Origin of the sequence: Merdibacter massiliensis, assembly GCF_900155395.1 — a bacterium.
Lineage (GTDB): Bacteria > Bacillota_I > Bacilli_A > Erysipelotrichales > Erysipelotrichaceae > Merdibacter > Merdibacter massiliensis.
The window spans coordinates 148,882-168,493 of sequence record NZ_LT699727.1; the positions used below are offsets into that span (position 1 = coordinate 148,882).

Here is a 19,612-nt window from a genome sequence, read left to right on the forward strand (position 1 = left end):
CTTTTAACTGTGTAATGAATCGTTTCACAGTACCTCTTTGCGGGATCTTATTTGTTTTATTCGCTGCGAAGTGCTTCCACCGGATCTTTCTTTGAAGCGATACGAGAAGGAATCAGACCAGCAATCGTTGTCAGCAATAATGAAATCAAGATCAAGACAATTCCACCGGCAAGCGGCAATGATGCGATATTCGGCACATCTGTTAAATTCTCAACGATGATGGAAATCGGAAGATTTAACAATACTGTCACACCAATACCTAACAGACCGGAAATGAGACCAATGATGAAAGCCTCTGCATTGAATACATGCGAAATATCCTTTTTGCTTGCACCAATCGCACGCAGGATACCGATTTCTTTCGTTCTTTCCAACACAGAAATGTACGTGATGATACCGATCATGATGCTGGAAACGATCAAGGAAACACTGACAAACGCCATCAATACATAACTGATCATGTCAATGATCGATGTGATGGATTCCATCATGGTTCCTACCATATCATTGTAAGTGATGACATTGGCATCATTTCCGCTTTCCTGTTGTTGTAAATTATAGTCATCGATCAAATTAGAAATCGTTTCTTTATCTTCAAATGAATTTGCATAAATGCTGATCGTATTAGGAGAATCTAAATCAATTGCTCCTAATTTATTCAAATTGCTCTCATATGTTGCATTTTTATTTTCGCTGTAGTCAGCCATATATTGTGCAAGCTCTTGCTGGCTCATCGTAGCAAACTGCATTTGCTGCTGCGGAGAAAGAGAAGTGATGTCAAATTCACCATCATCGCCAAATTTTGTTTGAGTGAACACATTGATGTCTGGATCTGCTTTTTGCTGTTTAACGATTTCTGAATCTTCCACCTGATCGATCACATACTGCTGCAGATCCTTTGTGTAATAAATGCCTCCAGTTTCTCTTTTAGAAGAATTTTCACTTGGCATAATGATACCAACGACACGAATGGTCTCTCCCTGATCAACCGCCTTTTCAAGAAAATCTTCATCTTCGCTCATATCGATCCACAAACCGTTCACATTTTCATAAAGGTCGCTATTTAATACTAATTGAAATTCCATCCCTAAAAGATCTTTTGGCTCATAGCTCACGCTTTCTCCTAATTCTACTTTTCCGCCGTCTTGCAAAGCCTGAAACCCGTCAATGACTTCCTGCTGATCCAACAGACCTAACGAATAAAGAGCAAAGTCGGTAATTTCACGATTTTCATCCACTGCCAACACGACTTCATTATATGCTGTCGGCCATTTTCCTTCGACCAGTTCATACTCTTCATCCCGCAGCGTTTCACTGTCTGGAAGCTTGTTCCAAACTTCATTTTGTGCAGTCGATATGCTGCCCATGAAAGATTCACTCAATTGGGTCATCGTAGAAAAACCGATTTTATCTAACAATGTATTGGGAGAAACTTGTACCAATCCGGCATCACTATTCTTATTGTAAACATTTAACTGCAGATCATATCCATATTCGATAGCCTTTGCATAGGTATCAAAAGTGGAAGCATCACTGTCTAGGAATTCTTTAAATGCAGCTAGATTATTTTTTTCCATCTTGTCAGACATCGTTTCCAAGATATCCTTGATCATGGCTTTTGAATAAATTTTGTCATCTTTATGTGTTTTGCTTTCCTCATTCAATCCCATCATGGTCTGCATCATCACGCTCATATCCATTGAACTGTCTTCTATGGTGAGCGGATAAGAAGACAAGGTATCTTTTTCCACACTGTTAATATAAGACTGCACTCCATTTGAAAGCGATAAGATCAAAGCGATTCCAATGATACCGATACTTCCGGCAAACGCCGTTAAAAAAGTTCTGGCTTTTTTGGTCATCAAATTATTTAAGCTCAAAGAAAGAGCAGTGACAAACGACATAGAAGGTCTGCGCTTGTTTTCTTTCTTTTTTATCTCTTTTTGTTCATCGATCATAAACGGATCGCTGTCATCTACGACATTGCCATCTAATAAACGGATGATCCTAGTGGAATATGTATCCGCGAGCTGTGGATTATGGGTAACCATGATCACCAGTTTATCTTTTGCAATCTCTTTCAACAGATCCATGATCTGTACGCTGGTGGCGGAATCTAGCGCTCCTGTTGGTTCATCAGCGAGCAGTATATCCGGATCATTGACCAATGCACGCGCTATGGCAACACGCTGCATTTGCCCGCCGCTCATTTGGCTTGGCTTTTTATGCAGCTGATCTGCCAATCCTACTTTTTCCAGGGCTTCTTTTGCCCTTGCTCGCCGTTCTTCCTTTGAAACTCCCGATAATGTCAATGCCAGCTCAACATTGGATAACACATTTTGATGCGGAATCAAATTATAACTTTGAAAAACGAATCCAATCGAATGATTACGGTATTCATCCCAATCGCGATCTGTAAAATCTTTCGTGGATTTTCCATTGATGATCAGATCTCCTGTTGTATAGTGGTCCAAACCACCAATAATATTTAATAATGTCGTTTTCCCGCAACCGCTTTGTCCTAAAATGGAAACAAATTCACTTTCACGAAATGATAAAGAAATTCCTTTTAATGCATGCACCACTTCATTTCCGCTGCTATAATCTTTTGTTATTTGTTTTAACTCAAGCATAAATTCGTTCTCCTTTTTATCTACATCTTATGATACCATTTTTTGCTATGAAAAAATGGTATCATTGTCCTATCAAAAAAACAATAGCGCCCTTTCCTGCATTTTTCCCTTTTCAATCGAATTTTAAAACATCTTTCTCATAGAAAGTTTACAGATGTCAAAAAATATGTTTATCTATGTTATGGAAAACAAGTTAAAAACAATGAAGGATCCAAAACCCTTGTTTTCCAACAGAAAGGAGATTTCTACCATGCAGAATAAAAATAAATTATGGGGATTCTTATTTCTTTTTGCCGCAGTCCTCGTTTTATTAAACCAGTTTTCTATTTTTCAAGATATTTCTATTTGGCGTATTTTATTTACCATAGCTTTGATCATCTGGCTGCTGCAATCCATTTTTTATCGTTCGATGACCGGTATCTTATTTTCCATTGCTTTTCTATATCTTCTTTATGATGAATGGATCCCGCTTCCGCCGATACGCCCGTTTCCTTTGTTGTTTGCAGCCATGCTGGGCAGCTTAGGATTTCATTTTCTCTTTCCTAAAAAGCAGCCTGTGATCGATAAAGATCCAGCTGGCGGAGAAACAGTATATGGTTCTTATATACAGATAAAAACAACGATGTCCAGGCAGACAAAACATATTTATACAGATGATTTCAAACAGGCAAATATCGATTGTTCCATGGGTTCATTAAAAGTCTACTTTGATCATGCCACAATGTTGAACACAGATGCTTATCTGCATATTTTGGCAAACATGTGCAGCATAGAATTGTATGTTCCTAAAGAGTGGAAAATCCAGACAAATTGCCAGCATACTTTCAGTTCTATTCAAGAAACAGGAAATCCGCTAAACACTGAAAAATGGATTCGGATCGAAGGAAATCTATCCTTCAGCAGCATCAAAATATACTATCTGTAAAAAGAGTTCATTCAGCTTAAAACTGAATGAACCTTTTTTAATCATACGGCTTATATTCCACTTCTTCTTTGTCAAAATCAAGAAATAACTGGAATGCATTGCGGTTTTCATCTTCATCCCAAATTTCAACAAACTTTGGTGTTACTTCGATCAAGATCTCACTGTCTACATGAGAATAGGCATTATAGCTCTGCCATAGATATTCTTTGTATTTTTTTTCAAACACGCGTCCTTCTTCCTCAATGACCAATCCTTTGTTTTTTGCAATGCCTTCCACTTGTACTCCGTTAAAACACATGGCTACCCGATTATTCTCAAACAGCTGCTGCGTCTTACGGAAGTTTTTATCTGTCTTAAAATAGATCTTGTCATTGTAAAAAATACAGCTTACATTACGCACCATGGGATAATCATGAACACAGCTGGCAAGTGCCATGATCTTATATGCACCTAATTTTTGATCCATGATCTTTTTTGCTTCTTCAAATGTCATCTTCTTACCTCCCTAAATGATCCCTTGAAATCCAAGCACAAAACAAACAGCAGTGATAAATAAGAACAAACCGATAATGGCCATTGTTTTTCCATTGGAAACGATTTGCTGGCTGTGGCTTTGCTCAACCAAATTGCCGTTTCGAAACAAAGTAACCAATGGTTTGTAAAGAAATAATGTAACACCCGCATTCATTGCACACTTTAACAAATTAAAAGGTACGATTCCCGGTACCAGAATAGCTACGACAGCTTCTCTAGGCATTCCAAAGTAAATCGGCGTTACGATATAATTCCATAATACCATGCTGCACACACAGCAAACAGTTCCAAGTCCCAGGCCGATCAAAGCACCATTGCGTGTATGTCTCTTTTTATAGATCCATGCCGCAACACACGCAAATGTACAAGTAGAAATCACATTCATCAGCACATCTAACAATGTTCCTCCGCGATACATGATCTCCAAAAAAGAAGTGATCACGCTCATGATAAAAGCGGTCATTCCTCCATATATGAACCCGCCGATCACGATGATGATATCTTTTGGATCATAGCTCAGGAAACTGACAGCAGGAACCATCGGGAAATGGATGAGAAGATTAACGATCACCGAAAGCGCACAAAGCATTCCGACCGTTGTGATTTTCTTTGTATTTGTATTCATCTTCACCACATCCTTTCAAAACAAAGAAAACGTGCCTAAAATATACTTCTAGACACGTTTTTTCCGATGGACACATAACGAATATTCCAATAAGAAAAACAACTTCTTCCATCCAGACTTTCACTGTTGCTATCGGAATTTCACCGATTCGGCCCGAAGGTTCGCGGAGTTTACCGCCAGTCGAGAATTGCACTCTGCCCCGAAGTTATATTTTATGCGTTTTCATCATATACCTCATCGGCTCAATTGTAAAGACCTTCATTGCAACTGTTACAGACTTCTAGTATAATCATGAATATGAAAAACGAAAAAAAGAGAACTTATTCCAATCATTATTTTCTGCTGTGGATCCGCAATACGATCCGCTTTGAATGTATGTATCGTCTGATCATGATCATCATTGTGTATCCCCTGACCAATGCATTGCTCAACTATTATATCAGTCAGGTAAATTATCAATCTTCTTTGACCAATTATACGATCTTTTCCGCTTTTCTTACTCCCTTTGGAATCTTTGTATTATTGATCATTGCCTTGACCGCTGTGTTATCCATTGTATTTGAATTATTGACAATGCTCGCCATGACTTATTGTATGCTGCACAAAATAGAATATACGACATCTTCGCTTTATTCGACCACTTTTGCCATGCTGCGATCATTGCGTCATCCTTCCTCTTTTTTTGCACCCATTTATTTTGCCGGATTGCTGCCGTTTACCCATATCGGTTATCTATCCACATACTTAACAACCTTGCGCATTCCGAATTTTATTACAAATGAACTGTCTATGACGACTTCTGGAAAAGTATCGGTGCTGTTCTTTTTCATCTTAGCTTTTATTCTATATGGACTCTTCGTCTTTGTACCCGTGCATTTTTTCAAACAGGAAACTTCTTTTTGGAAAGCATGTAAAAAAAGCATTTGCGAAGTACTTCATTCTTCCATCCGCACAAAGATCAAATTATCCTTTCTCCTTTTAGTAGGCTTTATAAGCAACATCATCGTATTGCGCTGGCTACAGGTACCTGTGTTAAAAAACAGCGATTTCAACATCTACCTCTTTCGTTATCTTTTTCATTCGTATCATTTTCGGATACAATTCATCTGTACGATTTTCTTTTGGATCTTCCTGTATGTCCTTTCACTGTTCTTCCTTGTATGTATCTTAAAAATGTATGAACAGGATCAAGAAACAATCAACTTTACATTGAAAAAAGAAGACCGTCCTTTTTTTGCCTATCGAATATCTTCTTTATTTAAACATTCAGCCAAACATGTTCGCCGCTATTTTTTAGAATATTATACGCATGCCCCTCACCGGAAGATCGTGATCCTCATTTTATGTCCGCTCATGCTGTTGGTCATGTTTCAATATTTAAATCAAAAACCGCTTTTGCATTCACCTTGGATCATTGGGCATCGAGGAGATAACAGTGCTCCTGAGAACTCTTTGCTCGCCATACAAAGAGCACAGCAGCACGGTGCCAATTACGCCGAAATCGATATTCAATTAACAGCAGATGGGCAGCTGGTTGTCTTTCATGACAGTTCGACCAAACGCCTGGCAGCACAAGATCTTTCGATCCATGATCATACTCTTCAAGAACTGCAGAAAGTACAATTATCCTCTCATGGACAATCCTATTATATGCCTTCTTTGCAAGAAGCCATTCAAACAGCAAAGCAGACAGATCCGTCATTTGGGTTATTGATCGAATTAAAGCCAAAAAAAGGAGAAGAGCAAAAAATGGTCAATCAATTGATTGAACTGATTGAAAAAAATCATTTTGAAGAAAGAGCGATTTTTATGTCCATTGACTATGAGGCTGTGACCTTATTACAGCATCTTCGGCCAGAATGGTGGATCGGATATTGTGTCTTTGGTTCTCTGGGAAAGATCGATTATCATCTGGATGTCGACTTTTTAGCAGTGGAGGAAGAACAGATCAACACCAGATTTTTGGAACAGGCAAGAAAAAATGGTATTCCTGTCTATATATGGACCGTCAATAATTATTATGATGTTTTGAATTATCTTCGCATGGGCGTCAGCGGTATCATCGGCGATGATGTCAAAGAGATGCATCGGGCAATGGAAGATTATCAACGATACGATGAACAAACATATTTTTATGAAGGAGAAGGATATCCTCACTGATTCATCATTGTTTCCATTGATCAACCGCAAGATCTACGCATCCATTCCTTTGAAACTGTACGCCTTCTTCTTCTAACAAAAGACGCTGTTCTTCCCAATTCGGTGCAGTCCTTCCTTTGCTGTTGACCACACGATGACATGGATAATTACCATATCGATTGGCATTTGCCAAAATACGGGCAACTAATCGCGCATTCTTGTCTCTGCCCGCCAATCGGGCAATCTGTTGATAAGTAGCCACTTTCCCATAAGGTATTTCTTCCACAATGGAAAGAACCAGATAAACAAAATGTTCTTCCATATTTCTCACATCCTATAAACAGTATAAATCAGAAAGGAGATCTTGCGATGAGCGAAAAAGAAAAAATGCAAAAAGGTGTATGGTATGATGCCAATAATGATGAAGAGTTATGCAAAGAAAGAGCACAGGCAGAAGAGCTTTGCTTCTTATTGAATCATCTGCATCCAGGCAACTGTGAAGAAAAAGCGCGCTGTATCTCAAAACTGCTGCCAAATGCAGATTCTGATATAACGATCTTATCCCCTTTTTATACCGATTACGGGTATAATTGTTTTATTGGAAAACATACATTTATCAATCGCAATGCGTATCTGATGGATGGCGCCAAGATCACGATTGGCGAACATTGTTTCATCGGACCCAATTGCGGCCTTTATACAGCAAACCATCCTCTGTGCTGGCAAGACCGCAACAAAGGATATGAGAAAGCTGAACCAATCACGATTGAAAAAAATGTATGGATCGGTGCGGATGTAACCATCCTGCCAGGAGTGACGATCCGTGAAGGCGCCGTGATTGGCGCAAAAAGTGTTGTTGCCGAAGATATTCCTGCACATGTTATTGCTTTTGGAAATCCCTGTAAAATAATTCGGACAATTACAGAAAAGGATGCGATCAAGTATGATTGAATAAAGCATCCCTTCATAAAATAAAAGAAAAATATAGACTTTTTTTTATGTTGTAGTAAAATGTAGGCGCATATATCAACATTTAGAAAGATGGGGACAGGATGAAAATCGTAATTATCGGGGATGGAAAAGTCGGTTTTGCAATTGCTAAACAATTGAGTCATGAAGGTTATGATATCACGATCATAGAAAATAAACCGCAGGTATTGAATTTAACAATGAATTTATTAGATGTTGTCGGTATTCAGGGAAATGGCGGCAATTACGATGTATTAAAAGAAGCAAAAGTCCATCAGGCAGATCTGGTGATTGCTGTTACCTCCAGTGATGAAATCAATATCATCAGCTGCTTATTAGCTAAAAAACTAGGAGCAGATCATACGATTGCCCGTATTCGCAATCCCGAATATGTCCATGGCATGCGCATGCTGAAGGAAGACCTTGGTTTAAGCATGCAGATCAATCCTGAACTGACTGCAGCAAGAGAGATCCTGCGCTCTTTGAGTTTTTCCAACGGCATCAAAGTCAGCTCTTTTGCAAAAGGAAGGATGGAATTAGCGGAAATCAAGATTTTTGAAGAAAGCCCTTTGTGCAATCAAACCATCCATCATATCGACAGTGCTTTAAAATCTTCTATCCAATTTGTAGCCGTCCAACGCGGAGAAGAAGTAGTCATTCCTGAAGGCAATACCACATTGCAAAAAAATGATAAAGTTACGCTGACTGCCACTGCCAAACAGTTAGAAAAGTTCTTATGCGAAGTAGGTATCATAGAACATAGAGCTATTCATGAGGCAATGATCATCGGAGGTGGAAAGATTACCTTTTATCTTGCACCGATGCTGATGGAAATGGGAATCGATGTAAAAGTAATTGAAATCAAACGGGAACGGTGTGAAGATCTGGTAGAACGGTTCCCTAAACTGACCGTCATCCATGGAGACGGAACGGATCATGAACTCTTATTATCCGAAAATTTAGAGGAGATGGATGCATTTATCGCGCTCACCGATAATGATGAAGAAAATGTCATCATTTCCATGTTTGCTTCCAATCATGGCGTACCGCGCGTCTTGCCAAAAGTAAACCGTATGGCGCTTGGTTTCCTGTTAGAAAAACTAGGTTTGGAAAATACGATCACACCTAAAAATCTGACTGCCAATCAGATTGTACAGTACGTACGCGCCATGCAAAATACGCTAGGCAGCAGCGTAGAGTCTTTAACAAAAATTGTGGATGATCAAATCGAAGTCTTAGAGTTTCGCGTACGTGAAAATTGTCGGTTCATCAATAAGCCGATCAAAGAAATCCAGTTCAAAAAAGGAATATTGCTCAGCAATATCTTACATAAAGGAAAAGCTTCTATCGCAAGCGGCAGCTCTCGAGTTGAATTAGGCGATACAGTGATCATCATCAGCCAGTTACAAGGCTTAAGGGAGATCAATGATGTTCTCGCTTAAGCGTCATCTCCATAAATTGAACTGGAAAATCATTGGAAGCATCATTGGCTATGCTTTGATCATTGAAGGCTGTTTGCTCTTTCTTCCTGTAATCGTCGACTTTTTATATAAAGAAGGTCATGCCTCTGCTTATCTTTTTACCATCGTGCTCTGTTTCCTATTTGGCTTTGCTTTAGCCTCTTTAAAAACGAAGCATTCTTATTTTGCTAAAGACGGCATGTTCGCAGTCGGACTGACCTGGATCACCATCTCTATATTCGGAGGTCTTCCTTTCTTTTTCACCAGAGAAATTCCTTCTTTTGTAGATTGTTTTTTTGAAACCGTATCTGGCTTTACTACCACCGGATCCAGTATCCTTACAGATGTAGAAGCACTGTCTCATGCGTCCTTGTTTTGGCGAAGCTTTACTCATTGGATCGGCGGAATGGGCATCCTCGTCTTTTTATTGGCAGTTGTTCCACGCTCCAATGGACGTATGATGCATATCATGCGCGCAGAAGCACCTGGCCCTGTCATTGGAAAGCTGGTTCCCCGGATACGGGAAAGTGCAGCGATCCTTTACAAGATTTATTTAGCGCTGAGCGCTTTGATGCTGCTTTTCCTGCTTCTTGGCGGCATGCCTTTATTTGATGCATTATGCACGACATTTGGCACCGCTGGAACAGGCGGCTTTGGAATCAAAAACAACAGTATTGCTTTTTACGACAGTGTCTATCTCGAGATGGTCATTTCATTCTTCATGTTGTTATTTGGCATAAACTTCAACTTATTCTATTTTATGCTGATCAAAAATGCACATTCTGTTTTACACAATGAGGAAGTGCGCATGTATCTACTGGTAGTAACATTCAGTATAGTAACTATTTCACTCAACATTCAGTCTATGATGGATGGTTCGCTGTTATTATCGCTGCGCTATGCGATCTTTCAAGTCGCGTCGATCATCTCTACGACCGGCTTCACAACTGCAGACTTTAGTCAGTGGCCCTTGTATTCAAAAACGATCCTGTTGATCCTCATGCTGATCGGTGCCTGTGCCGGCAGTACTGCAGGAGGTTTGAAAATCAGCCGGCTTTTGATTTTGTTAAAACAAACCAAACTGGACCTGCAGCGGCTGATTCATCCGCAAAAAGTAGATGTGATCACCATGGATGGAAAAAAGGTAGACCATAACATTGTTCATCAGATCTGCAGCTATTTCTTTTGTTATCTTCTCATCCTGGTCATTGTCGTATTGATCGTTTCTTTAGACAATTTCGATTTAGAATCGACCATTGGTGCATGCTTTGCTTGTTTAGGAAATGTTGGCCCCGGTTTAGGCATAGCGGGTCCATTAGGCAATTTTGCGTTATTTTCCGATCTTTCCAAGATCACCTTGTCTTTTGCCATGTTGATCGGGCGGCTGGAAATTTACCCAATATTGATCTTTATAGCTGCATTTTTTCAACAAGACAAGAGGAAATATGCCATGAAAAAATAAGTTTTATCACTCCTTCGCCAAGGAGTTTTTTTATAAAGAAAAAGTGGACCTTCGTCCACTAATGAAACATATCTTTCTTGATAAAGATCCAAGTTGCAATTCCCATTGCAATCAAAGCCACGATCATTGGAGCAAGCCATGTTTGCGCCAACGGCAGCCCGTTTACATTCATTCCATAAAAACCAAATACGATATTCGGAATAGCCATAACGATCGTGATGACCGTTAACACCTTCATGACGATATTCAGGTTATTCGAAATAACGGAGGCAAAAGCATCCATCGTACCGGATAAGATATTGGAGTAAATATTACACATCTCTATCGCCTGATGAATCTCGATCAATACATCGTCCAACAGATCTTGATCCTCTTCATACAATTTGATCAACTTTCCGCGCATGATCTTGTTCAGAACGATCTCATCGCTTTTTAATGACGTCGAAAAATAAACTAACGATTTTTCCAAACCAAGCATCTGGATCAATTCTTCATTCTTCATCGACTGATGCAATTTCTGTTCCGTACGAGATGACAGGCGGTCGATCTGGCGCAGATAAATCAAATAACGTTGTGAGATGCGCAAAAACAACAGCAATAAAAACCTTGTTTTCATATCCGTGCGTACACCGCGCACAACCCCGCTGGCCATGTCCTCAATATTCAAATTTTCATGTAGGCTGATCGTGATGACATACCCCTTCATGATAACGATACCTAATGGCAATGTCGTATATTGCAAGGTATTTTCATCATATTTATCCTCTCGCTCTTCCGCACTAGGATAATCAACGATGATCAATGTCTGATTTTCATCATCGTCATAATCGATATGGGAACTTTCTTCTTCATCTAACGAAGACTTTACAAACTCTGGCAAAACACCCACTTTGTGAACCAAAAAATCAACTTCTTCATCACTTGGAGATACGGCATTGATCCAGCAGCCTGGTTCTGGCTGCACAATGTGTTTGGTTTCGTTGTCCAATGTCTTGTAAAACTCAAGCATTATTCTTCCTCCTTATTGACAGGAGGATTATTTTGCATATACCTCCTGATACTCATTTTTACTTTTATTCTTACGGTAATTCGCTTCGGGCTCAGGAGCCATATACAACACCTTCTTTCATTCCTTGGCTATTATAACACAAATATAGGAAGCAATGTCTATGAGAAAATAAAATTTGAGTAAAAAACATCATTTTTCTTTATCCTGCCATTTTCGCAAATCCGCCAACGGCTGAGACAATCCATTTCCTTGGTAATCCAGCGCTCGCTGTGTCCCTTTGCCGTGTTCCCGCATCACTTCTTCATGAAAGCCGCGGGCAGAAATACGGATGGCACCATGACCGCCGGCTATCAATTGTTCCAAGCCATCCGATGTTGCTACCGTAACGCGATATTCTTTTGCTAAATGGTGTGTTGCTTGTTCAATATAACTGTCTGCCGTTTGTGCTGTCTTTGTATAAACCACATAAATATTATCTATTTTTTGTACGCTGCCGTTTTGATCTTTGACCTTATACGCATCAAAAACAAGAATCAATGTACATTTGCGATATCCTTGGTAATTGCACATTAGATTGATCAACGCATGACGTGCCGCATCCAGATCTTGATGAGCGGTCTCCCGCAGTTCTTCCCAATCATGGATGATATTATAACCATCGACCAATACACATTCGGGCAGGAACGATACCGTTTCCATTTTTCTTTGCTGTTCATGTCTTTCATAGGTTTCACGGTCTTGTATCTTTTTCTTCTTTGACTTTGACCCATATGTTTTCTCAAAAATAGCTTGCAATTGTGCATCTTCTTTGTCCGAATCTTGTTTTTCTTTCAAAACACGTGGAAGCGAAACAACTGTCTGTTCTTCCTTTTTCTCATTGAGCTGGTAAGGAAGATGCATATATTTTTCTACTTCGTCCCAAGGTACATAAAAACCTGCTCCATGCGTACAGAAAATAGACCCGCATGGATGTTGCAAGTCACGGTCACAATCATATGCCTTTTCTTCTAAAACGGTTTCTGCATGCTGGCAGGGATGATAATTTTCAAATGTATAGTAGATTCTTCCCTTGCCTTTCGTATAAGAAGGCAGTTCCTTTGCACATTGTTGAATGCCGCACAGAGGCGCATTGCCTATGACTTGACTCATTCCCTCTTGCGCATCCTTTAATTGAAATGTCCCGTTGATCTTTTCGATATCATAGATCACTCGTCCGATATTTTCTTGCGGTACTTCTATTCGAAAATTTCCATATGGTTCCAATAAGATGCTTTTTCCACGACGCAATCCATGGCGGATCGCACGATAAACGGCTTCGCGAAAATCACCGCCTTCCGTATGTTTTAAATGTGCTTTCCCATTTAATAACGTGATTCGGATGTCAGTTACAGGAAAACCGCCAAGCACGCCGACAGGCTCTTCTTCCTGAATATGGGATAAGATCAAACGCTGCCAAGAGGGAGCCAAGTCCTCTTGTGCACATTGATTGGCAATCTGAATGCCGCTGCCCGCTGGCAAAGGTTCCAACATGAGATGTACTTCCGCATAATGACGCAATGGTTCAAAATGTCCGACACCTTCAATTGCTTCCGCCAAAGTCTCTTTATATAGAACACCGCCTTCATCTAAATCAACTTCCAGAGCAAAGCGTCTGACTAACTCTTGTTGCAATATTTCTCCTTGAATTTCCCCCATCAGTTGAACATGCAGCTGTTGCGTGCTGGAATCAAACTGCAGATGTAATTGAGGATCCTCTTGCGCCAACTGTTTACAGGCTGTATATAGCTGAGTGATATCACCTCCTGCAACAGGATGCAGCTGATAGGTCATAAAAGGAGCCAGTGCAGGCTCAATTTTTTTCTTTTCAAACCCCAGTCCCTCTCCTGGATATAATGTCTGCACCCCTTTGATTGCACAAACCATTCCAGCAGAAGCAACATTGAGCAATTCAAAATGTTTTCCACAATAGCGGCGGATCTGGTCTGCCTTCTCATCCTTCCCTATTTTTTCTTTGACTTTGAGCATTCCCCCAGTGATCTTTACAAATGTTAACCGATTTCCCTGTTCATCTTGATTCACCTTAAAGACACGTGCACCAAAATCATCCGGATACGCAGGCATTTTGGTATACTGGTCGATCGTATCCATCAATAAATCAATACCTTGCATTTTTAAAGCAGATCCGAAAAGGACAGGAAACACTTTCCGTTCTTGAATCATCTGCATGATCCTGTCTTCTGATACATGTCCGCAAGATACATATTGTTCCAAAGCTTCTTCATCGCACAAAGCAATTTCTTCATCCCTGCGTGCAGGATCAAGATGAAAACAGATACAATGCGGATCCAGTTCTTTTTGAACCTGCAGTAAAAGCTCTTCTTGAGTCATATGCGTCAGATCCATCTTATTGATGAATAAAAAAGTAGGTACCTTGTATCGTTCTAATAAACGCCATATCGTTTGGGTATGCGACTGTACACCATCCAATGCACTGACAACGACCAGTGCATAATCCAATATTGCGAGCGTGCGTTCCATTTCTGAAGAAAAATCCACATGTCCCGGTGTATCCAACAAAGTATAGCCATTTTCATGATACGTGATATAGGCTTGTTTAGAAAAGATCGTAATTCCACGATCCGTTTCCTGTTGGTAAAAATCTAAAGCGGCATCTCCATGATCCACTCTTCCGCGTTTTCGAATAGCACCGGCAAGATACAATAAGTCTTCGCTCAATGTCGTTTTTCCAGCATCAACATGAGCAAGCAGACCTAATGTTATTTGTTTATTGCTTCCTATTTTCATTTTTGACTCCGGCATGGTGAATCTACCCTTTCTATCTTTTTATACATGCATTATGATAGCACAGACTCGCTTTTCCGTCGATAAAGATGCAGAGCTCTTTTCTTCATTCAAAATAAAAAGACCGAAAACGGCCTTTTTATCTGGTTGTAAAGTTTGCAAGCTGTAAAGTGTTATCCAAGTGCTGTATGGGAGGAAGTTTCGTATATGTAATCATTTGGTTGAGGTTATTGAGAGGATTTCATCATACGAATAATGGCTGTAATCTCCAATACATCAGTTACCCTTGTCTAACTGATTATAGGATAACATACTTTATTGCAAAAAGCCAGTATTTTTATGAAAAAAAGTTAGTTATTGCTAATAAATGTCATGAATTCCGAAATTCTTGATAATCTGCTGTATGCAATATGGCATTGGCATGATCGATCAATTCCTGAGAAGGAGGATCGATTCCTTCTAACGGATAAGGAATGCCCAGCTCTTTCCATTTATAGACCCCTAACGTATGATATGGAAGTACCTCAAATCGTTTTACATTGTGCAAGGAACGCACAAAGGTGTCTAATTGATACAGATCTTCATCTTGATCATTTCTTTGCGGTACTAATACATGACGGATCCAGACTGGTTTATTGATATCCGATAGAAAACGTGCACATTCCAAAATATTAGCATTGGATTTTCCTGTTAATTGGATATGTTTTTCATTGTCCATTACTTTAATATCCAGCAAAACAAGATCTGTTACTTGCATCAGCTGTTGAAATTTAGAAAAAAATGGTTCGTCTTTGGTAAATGGTTGACCACAGGTGTCGATCACCGTATGCACGCCTTCTTTTTTTGCCAATGTAAACAATTCTAACAAAAAATCGATCTGCAGCAGAGGTTCGCCGCCGCTCACGGTGATGCCTCCTTTATCGCGCCAGTAACTTTTATAGCGTAAAGCCTTCTTTAATACTGTCTGTGCACTCTCCGTTCCTTCTTTTCTCTGCCAAGTATCCGCATTATGACAGAACTGACAACGCATCTGACATCCTTGCAAAAAGATCACATAGCGTATGCCCGGTCCATCCACCGATCCAAAAGTTTCAATTGAATGCAAGGCGCCTTTCTTGTTTTCCATATAAATCCTTGTATGATACAAATGTACCTTGTCGTAGCATTCATATCACTTTTCCTTTCCAACCTTTTATATAATGTAGATAGAACCTTAGTACTCTTATATATTTATGTGGTTTATCTACTCAAAGGAGAGTGAATCTATAGGATCTTATTACATCTGTTTATAGCTGGATAGGTTTTGATATCTTCATGTCACGCAAGTTTACACTAGTAAGACCACTATAGAATGACAAGGTTCTAGAAAGGTGGTCTTTTTATGTCTAAACTGTTTTGTGGTATCGACGTTGCTAAATTTGAACACGTCGCAAGTATCTATGATCCTTCTACTGGTGAAATGATTCTTGATTCACTTCATTTTGATAATAACGATAAAGGTTTTAAAACATTATTATCTTCTCTTTCTAAATTGAACAAACGTTGCGAAATACTGATTGGTTTTGAATCAACCGGTCACTATCATCAGGTCTTATTCAATTTTCTAACTTCCAAGAAATATAAGTGTTTTTTAATCAACCCTTATATGACCAGTAAGTTTAGATCTATTTCTTTGCGTGATGCCAAGAATGACGATATCGATTCCAGAGCCATCGCAAAGTTCTTATCGTTTGAATATAAATCTTTGATTGAACAAGAATTCTTAAGCAGCGAATTGAAAGAGCTGGTTAATCAAAGACATTTCTTAATAATCGAGTCTTCAAAAATGAAAATCAAGCTAAAATCATATCTCGATAGAACATTTCCTGAACTTGAATCCATTGTTGATATCAACACAGCTGCTATTCGAGCTATTTTAAAGGAGTATCCAACCGCTAATTCTATATCTGAAGCTAGAATAGATAAACTAAAGAATCTAGCTAAAAAGGCTTCTAAAGGTAAATATTCTCTATCAAAAGTTGAAGCTGTTAAAGAAGCAGCTAAGACTTCAATCGGAATTCACTCTTTAAGCATTGGTTTGAATATCATTCAATGTATTGAAACTTTAGAACTAAAAGAAAGGCAGATTGATAGAATCGAAAAAGAAATCAAAGAACATCCTACTGTGCTTGATTCTCCTTTACATCAGTTAATTGGGATTAACGATATAGAAATCGGTTATATCATGTCTGCCATTATTAGTATAACTCGTTTTAGCTCTCCAGAAAAGATAGTAGCTTATGCAGGTTTAGATCCAAAGGTTAGACAATCCGGTACATGGAAGGCAAATACGACTAGAATGTCCAAAAGAGGAAACAAACTATTAAGATATGCTTTGATATGGACAGCTTTCAATATGACCAGAAGACCTGGACCTATGAAAAACTATTTTGCGCTAAAGAAGTCTCAAGGAAAGTCTCACTACAACGCCTTAGGACACTGTGCAACAAAACTTTGTCGTTACATTTTCTGGATACTTAATCATCCTGATTCAAACTTTGAATACCAATAATTTCAAACAATATTTTCATAAAACAAACTTTTTTATATAAATATATCATTTATAGCTATTCGTTATTTAAGACTACTTATATAACTGAGCTTTCGTATACCCTAAATATACTTTATTGAATTTTGACAATTCTTATCTTTTTTTACTTGACAGATTCATAGCTGGTCTCCTTTGGATAAAAAGGTCTGTTCCACAAAACAGACCTTTTATGATTATTTTTTTATAGATGATCGTGGCACGTACGTGCGATAACATCTAATTGTTGTTCGCGTGTTAAATCAATAAATTTGACAGCATAACCGGAAACACGAATCGTAAAGTTTGCATACTCTTCTTTTTCTGGATGTTCCATCGCATCTTTTAATTTTTCAACGCCAAATACATTGACATTCAAATGGTGTGCTCCTTGATCAAAGTAGCCATCCATTGCTCTTACCAGATTTTCTACACGCTCTGCTTCATCATGACCCAAAGCACCCGGGTTGATCGTCTGCGTATTAGAAATTCCATCCAATGCATACTCATAAGGAAGTTTTGCTACCGAGTTCAAAGATGCCAGCAATCCGTTTTGTTCTGCTCCGTAAGAAGGATTTGCTCCTGGAGACAACGGTTCTCCTGCTTTACGGCCATCAGGCATAGCACCTGTTGCCTTTCCATATACCACATTGGATGTAATCGTCAAAATAGAAGTCGTCGGTTCTGAATTACGATATGTATGACGTTTTTCAATTTTTCCCATGAAGGTCTTCAACAGCCATACGGCAATATCATCCGCACGATCATCATCATTACCATAGCGTGGGAAATCTCCTTCCACTTCATAATCCACTACCAAACCATCTTCGTCACGAATTGTTTTTACTTTCGCATATTTGATTGCGCTTAAAGAATCAACTACGTGAGAGAAGCCTGCGATACCTGTCGCAAACGTACGTCGAACATCTGTATCGATCAGTGCCATCTGCGTTGCTTCATAATAATACTTATCGTGCATGTACTGGATCAAATTCAAGATATTGACATAAAGATCCGCCAGCCATTCCATCATGACATCATAACGATGCATGACTTCATCATAATCCAAGTATTCACTTGTAATTGCTTTGTATTCTGGACCAACCTGTGTCTTGGTTCTTTCATCCACGCCGCCATTGATCGCATATAATAAACATTTTGCCAAGTTTGCACGTGCTCCAAAGAATTGCATTTCTTTTCCTGTCTGTGTAGCAGACACACAGCAGCATACAGAATAGTCGTCGCCCCATACCGGACGCATCACATCATCATTTTCATACTGCACAGAACTTGTCGCAATAGAAATCTTCGCTGCATATTTTTTAAATGTTTCCGGCAAACGGGATGAATAAAGAACTGTCAGGTTCGGCTCAGGTGAAGGCCCCATATTTTCTAATGTATGCAAGAAACGGAAACATGTTTTTGTAACTTGATGACGTCCATCCATTCCTAAACCTGCAACATCCAAAGTTGCCCATACAGGATCTCCAGAGAACAATTGATTATAAGAAGGAATACGGGCAAACTTCACCATACGGAATTTCATTGTCATATGATCGACCAATTCCTGTGCTTCTGCCTCAGTCAAGATTCCTTTCTCCATATCTCTTTCAATATAGATATCCAGGAAAGTAGACACACGTCCAACGGACATTGCTGCGCCGTTTTGTGTTTTGATTGCTGCTAGATAAGCAAAATATAACCACTGGAATGCTTCATGGGCATTTTTTGCCGGCTGCGAAATGTCATAACCGTAGATGGCTGCCATTTCCTTCATTCCATGCAATGCTTTGATCTGCTCTGCCAGCTCTTCACGCTGACGAATGATATCATCGCTCATCGTTCCGCAGCCGCAATTTGCTTTATCTTTTTCTTTTTCCTGAATCAAGAAATCGATACCATAAAGAGCTACACGGCGATAATCACCAACGATACGCCCGCGTCCATATGTATCTGGTAATCCGGTGACGATCTTGTTGCGTCTTGCCAAACGCATTTCAGGTGTATATGCATCAAATACTGCCTGGTTATGTGTTTTATGATATTTTGTAAAGATCTCGTGTAGTTTTTCACTCGGTGTATAACCATACGTCGTACAAGCTTCTTCCGCCATCTTGATACCGCCATATGGCATAAATGCACGTTTCAATGGCTTATCTGTCTGAAGACCAACAACTTTTTCCAAGTCTTTTAATTCTTCTTTGATATAGCCTGGACCATAAGATGTTAAAGAAGAAACAACTTCCGTTTCCATATCCAGAACGCCGCCTTTGGCACGTTCTTCTTTCTGCAATTTCTGCAATTCACTCCAAAGCGTATTTGTTGCCTCTGTAGGTCCAGCTAAAAAGCTTTCATCCCCATCGTAAGGTTTGTAGTTATGTTGAATAAAATCGCGGACATTGACCTCTTCTTTCCAGATTCGTCCACTGAATCCTTCCCATTCTTTACGTTCAATATTCATTTGCTTGAAGCACCTCCTGATTGATAT

14 protein-coding genes and 1 riboswitch are annotated in these 19,612 nt (G+C 39.3%); of the genes, 6 read left to right on the forward strand and 8 right to left on the reverse strand.

Annotated features, from left to right (window positions below; all coding sequences use genetic code 11):
• Window positions 1–56 precede the first annotated feature (56 nt).
• Window positions 57–2,633 carry an ABC transporter ATP-binding protein/permease gene (locus BQ9859_RS08740; RefSeq protein ID WP_075877809.1) on the reverse strand — a complete coding sequence of 859 codons (2,577 nt, stop codon included), beginning with the start codon at window positions 2,631–2,633 and terminating at the stop codon, window positions 57–59.
• A gap of 250 nt (window positions 2,634–2,883) precedes the next feature.
• On the opposite strand from BQ9859_RS08740, the gene BQ9859_RS08745 reads away from it, so the two are divergent.
• Window positions 2,884–3,558 carry a LiaF transmembrane domain-containing protein gene (locus BQ9859_RS08745; protein ID WP_143404408.1) on the forward strand — a complete coding sequence of 225 codons (675 nt, stop codon included), beginning with the start codon at window positions 2,884–2,886 and terminating at the stop codon, window positions 3,556–3,558.
• A gap of 37 nt (window positions 3,559–3,595) precedes the next feature.
• Here the strand turns inward: BQ9859_RS08745 and BQ9859_RS08750 are convergent, their stop codons facing one another.
• Together BQ9859_RS08750 and BQ9859_RS08755 are read right to left on the reverse strand one after the other, a co-directional pair.
• On the reverse strand, window positions 3,596–4,051 hold the full coding sequence (locus tag BQ9859_RS08750; RefSeq protein WP_075877811.1) for a pyridoxamine 5'-phosphate oxidase family protein: 456 nt from the start codon (window positions 4,049–4,051) through the stop codon (window positions 3,596–3,598).
• Between the two features lie 12 nt (window positions 4,052–4,063).
• Window positions 4,064–4,717 carry an ECF transporter S component gene (locus BQ9859_RS08755; protein ID WP_075877812.1) on the reverse strand — a complete coding sequence of 218 codons (654 nt, stop codon included), beginning with the start codon at window positions 4,715–4,717 and terminating at the stop codon, window positions 4,064–4,066.
• A gap of 96 nt (window positions 4,718–4,813) precedes the next feature.
• Window positions 4,814–4,928, reverse strand: a riboswitch (FMN riboswitch).
• Between the two features lie 86 nt (window positions 4,929–5,014).
• Here BQ9859_RS08755 and BQ9859_RS08760 point away from each other — a divergent pair.
• Complete coding sequence (locus BQ9859_RS08760; protein ID WP_075877813.1) at window positions 5,015–6,877, forward strand: glycerophosphodiester phosphodiesterase family protein; 1,863 nt, start codon at window positions 5,015–5,017, stop codon at window positions 6,875–6,877.
• Between the two features lie 4 nt (window positions 6,878–6,881).
• On the opposite strand, the gene BQ9859_RS08765 is transcribed toward BQ9859_RS08760, so the two are convergent.
• Complete coding sequence (locus BQ9859_RS08765) at window positions 6,882–7,178, reverse strand: MGMT family protein (protein WP_075877814.1); 297 nt, start codon at window positions 7,176–7,178, stop codon at window positions 6,882–6,884.
• A 47-nt stretch (window positions 7,179–7,225) separates the two neighbouring features.
• Here BQ9859_RS08765 and BQ9859_RS08770 point away from each other — a divergent pair, with 47 nt between their 5' ends.
• From BQ9859_RS08770 to BQ9859_RS08780, 3 genes are all read left to right on the forward strand, one after another.
• Window positions 7,226–7,807, forward strand: coding sequence for a sugar O-acetyltransferase (locus tag BQ9859_RS08770; protein ID WP_075877815.1), 582 nt, complete (start codon window positions 7,226–7,228; stop codon window positions 7,805–7,807).
• A gap of 101 nt (window positions 7,808–7,908) precedes the next feature.
• Window positions 7,909–9,267 carry a Trk system potassium transporter TrkA gene (trkA, locus tag BQ9859_RS08775; protein ID WP_075877816.1) on the forward strand — a complete coding sequence of 453 codons (1,359 nt, stop codon included), beginning with the start codon at window positions 7,909–7,911 and terminating at the stop codon, window positions 9,265–9,267.
• On the forward strand, window positions 9,254–10,747 hold the full coding sequence (locus tag BQ9859_RS08780) for a TrkH family potassium uptake protein (protein ID WP_235846420.1): 1,494 nt from the start codon (window positions 9,254–9,256) through the stop codon (window positions 10,745–10,747). The genes trkA and BQ9859_RS08780 overlap by 14 nt, the downstream gene beginning before the upstream one ends.
• A 58-nt stretch (window positions 10,748–10,805) precedes the next feature.
• Here the strand turns inward: BQ9859_RS08780 and BQ9859_RS08785 are convergent, their stop codons facing one another.
• The 3 genes from BQ9859_RS08785 to pflA form a co-directional block, all read right to left on the reverse strand.
• Window positions 10,806–11,756: a magnesium transporter CorA family protein gene (locus tag BQ9859_RS08785; RefSeq protein ID WP_075877817.1), complete on the reverse strand. Its 951-nt coding sequence runs from the start codon at window positions 11,754–11,756 to the stop codon at window positions 10,806–10,808.
• Between the two features lie 189 nt (window positions 11,757–11,945).
• A complete protein-coding gene (locus BQ9859_RS08790) occupies window positions 11,946–14,561 on the reverse strand; it encodes a translation factor GTPase family protein (RefSeq protein WP_143404409.1) in 2,616 nt (871 codons plus the stop codon).
• A 367-nt stretch (window positions 14,562–14,928) separates the two neighbouring features.
• Window positions 14,929–15,684 (reverse strand): pyruvate formate-lyase-activating protein, encoded by a 756-nt coding sequence (pflA, locus tag BQ9859_RS08795; RefSeq protein ID WP_075877819.1) that lies wholly within the window; start codon window positions 15,682–15,684, stop codon window positions 14,929–14,931.
• A gap of 255 nt (window positions 15,685–15,939) precedes the next feature.
• Between pflA and BQ9859_RS08800 the strand changes: the two genes are divergently transcribed.
• Entirely contained in the window at window positions 15,940–17,109 is a 1,170-nt protein-coding gene (locus tag BQ9859_RS08800; RefSeq protein WP_075876442.1) for an IS110 family RNA-guided transposase, read from the forward strand.
• Window positions 17,110–17,329: 220 nt separating this feature from the next.
• Here the strand turns inward: BQ9859_RS08800 and pflB are convergent, their stop codons facing one another.
• Window positions 17,330–19,585, reverse strand: coding sequence for a formate C-acetyltransferase (pflB, locus tag BQ9859_RS08805; RefSeq protein ID WP_075877820.1), 2,256 nt, complete (start codon window positions 19,583–19,585; stop codon window positions 17,330–17,332).
• Between the last annotated feature and the right edge of the window lie 27 nt (window positions 19,586–19,612).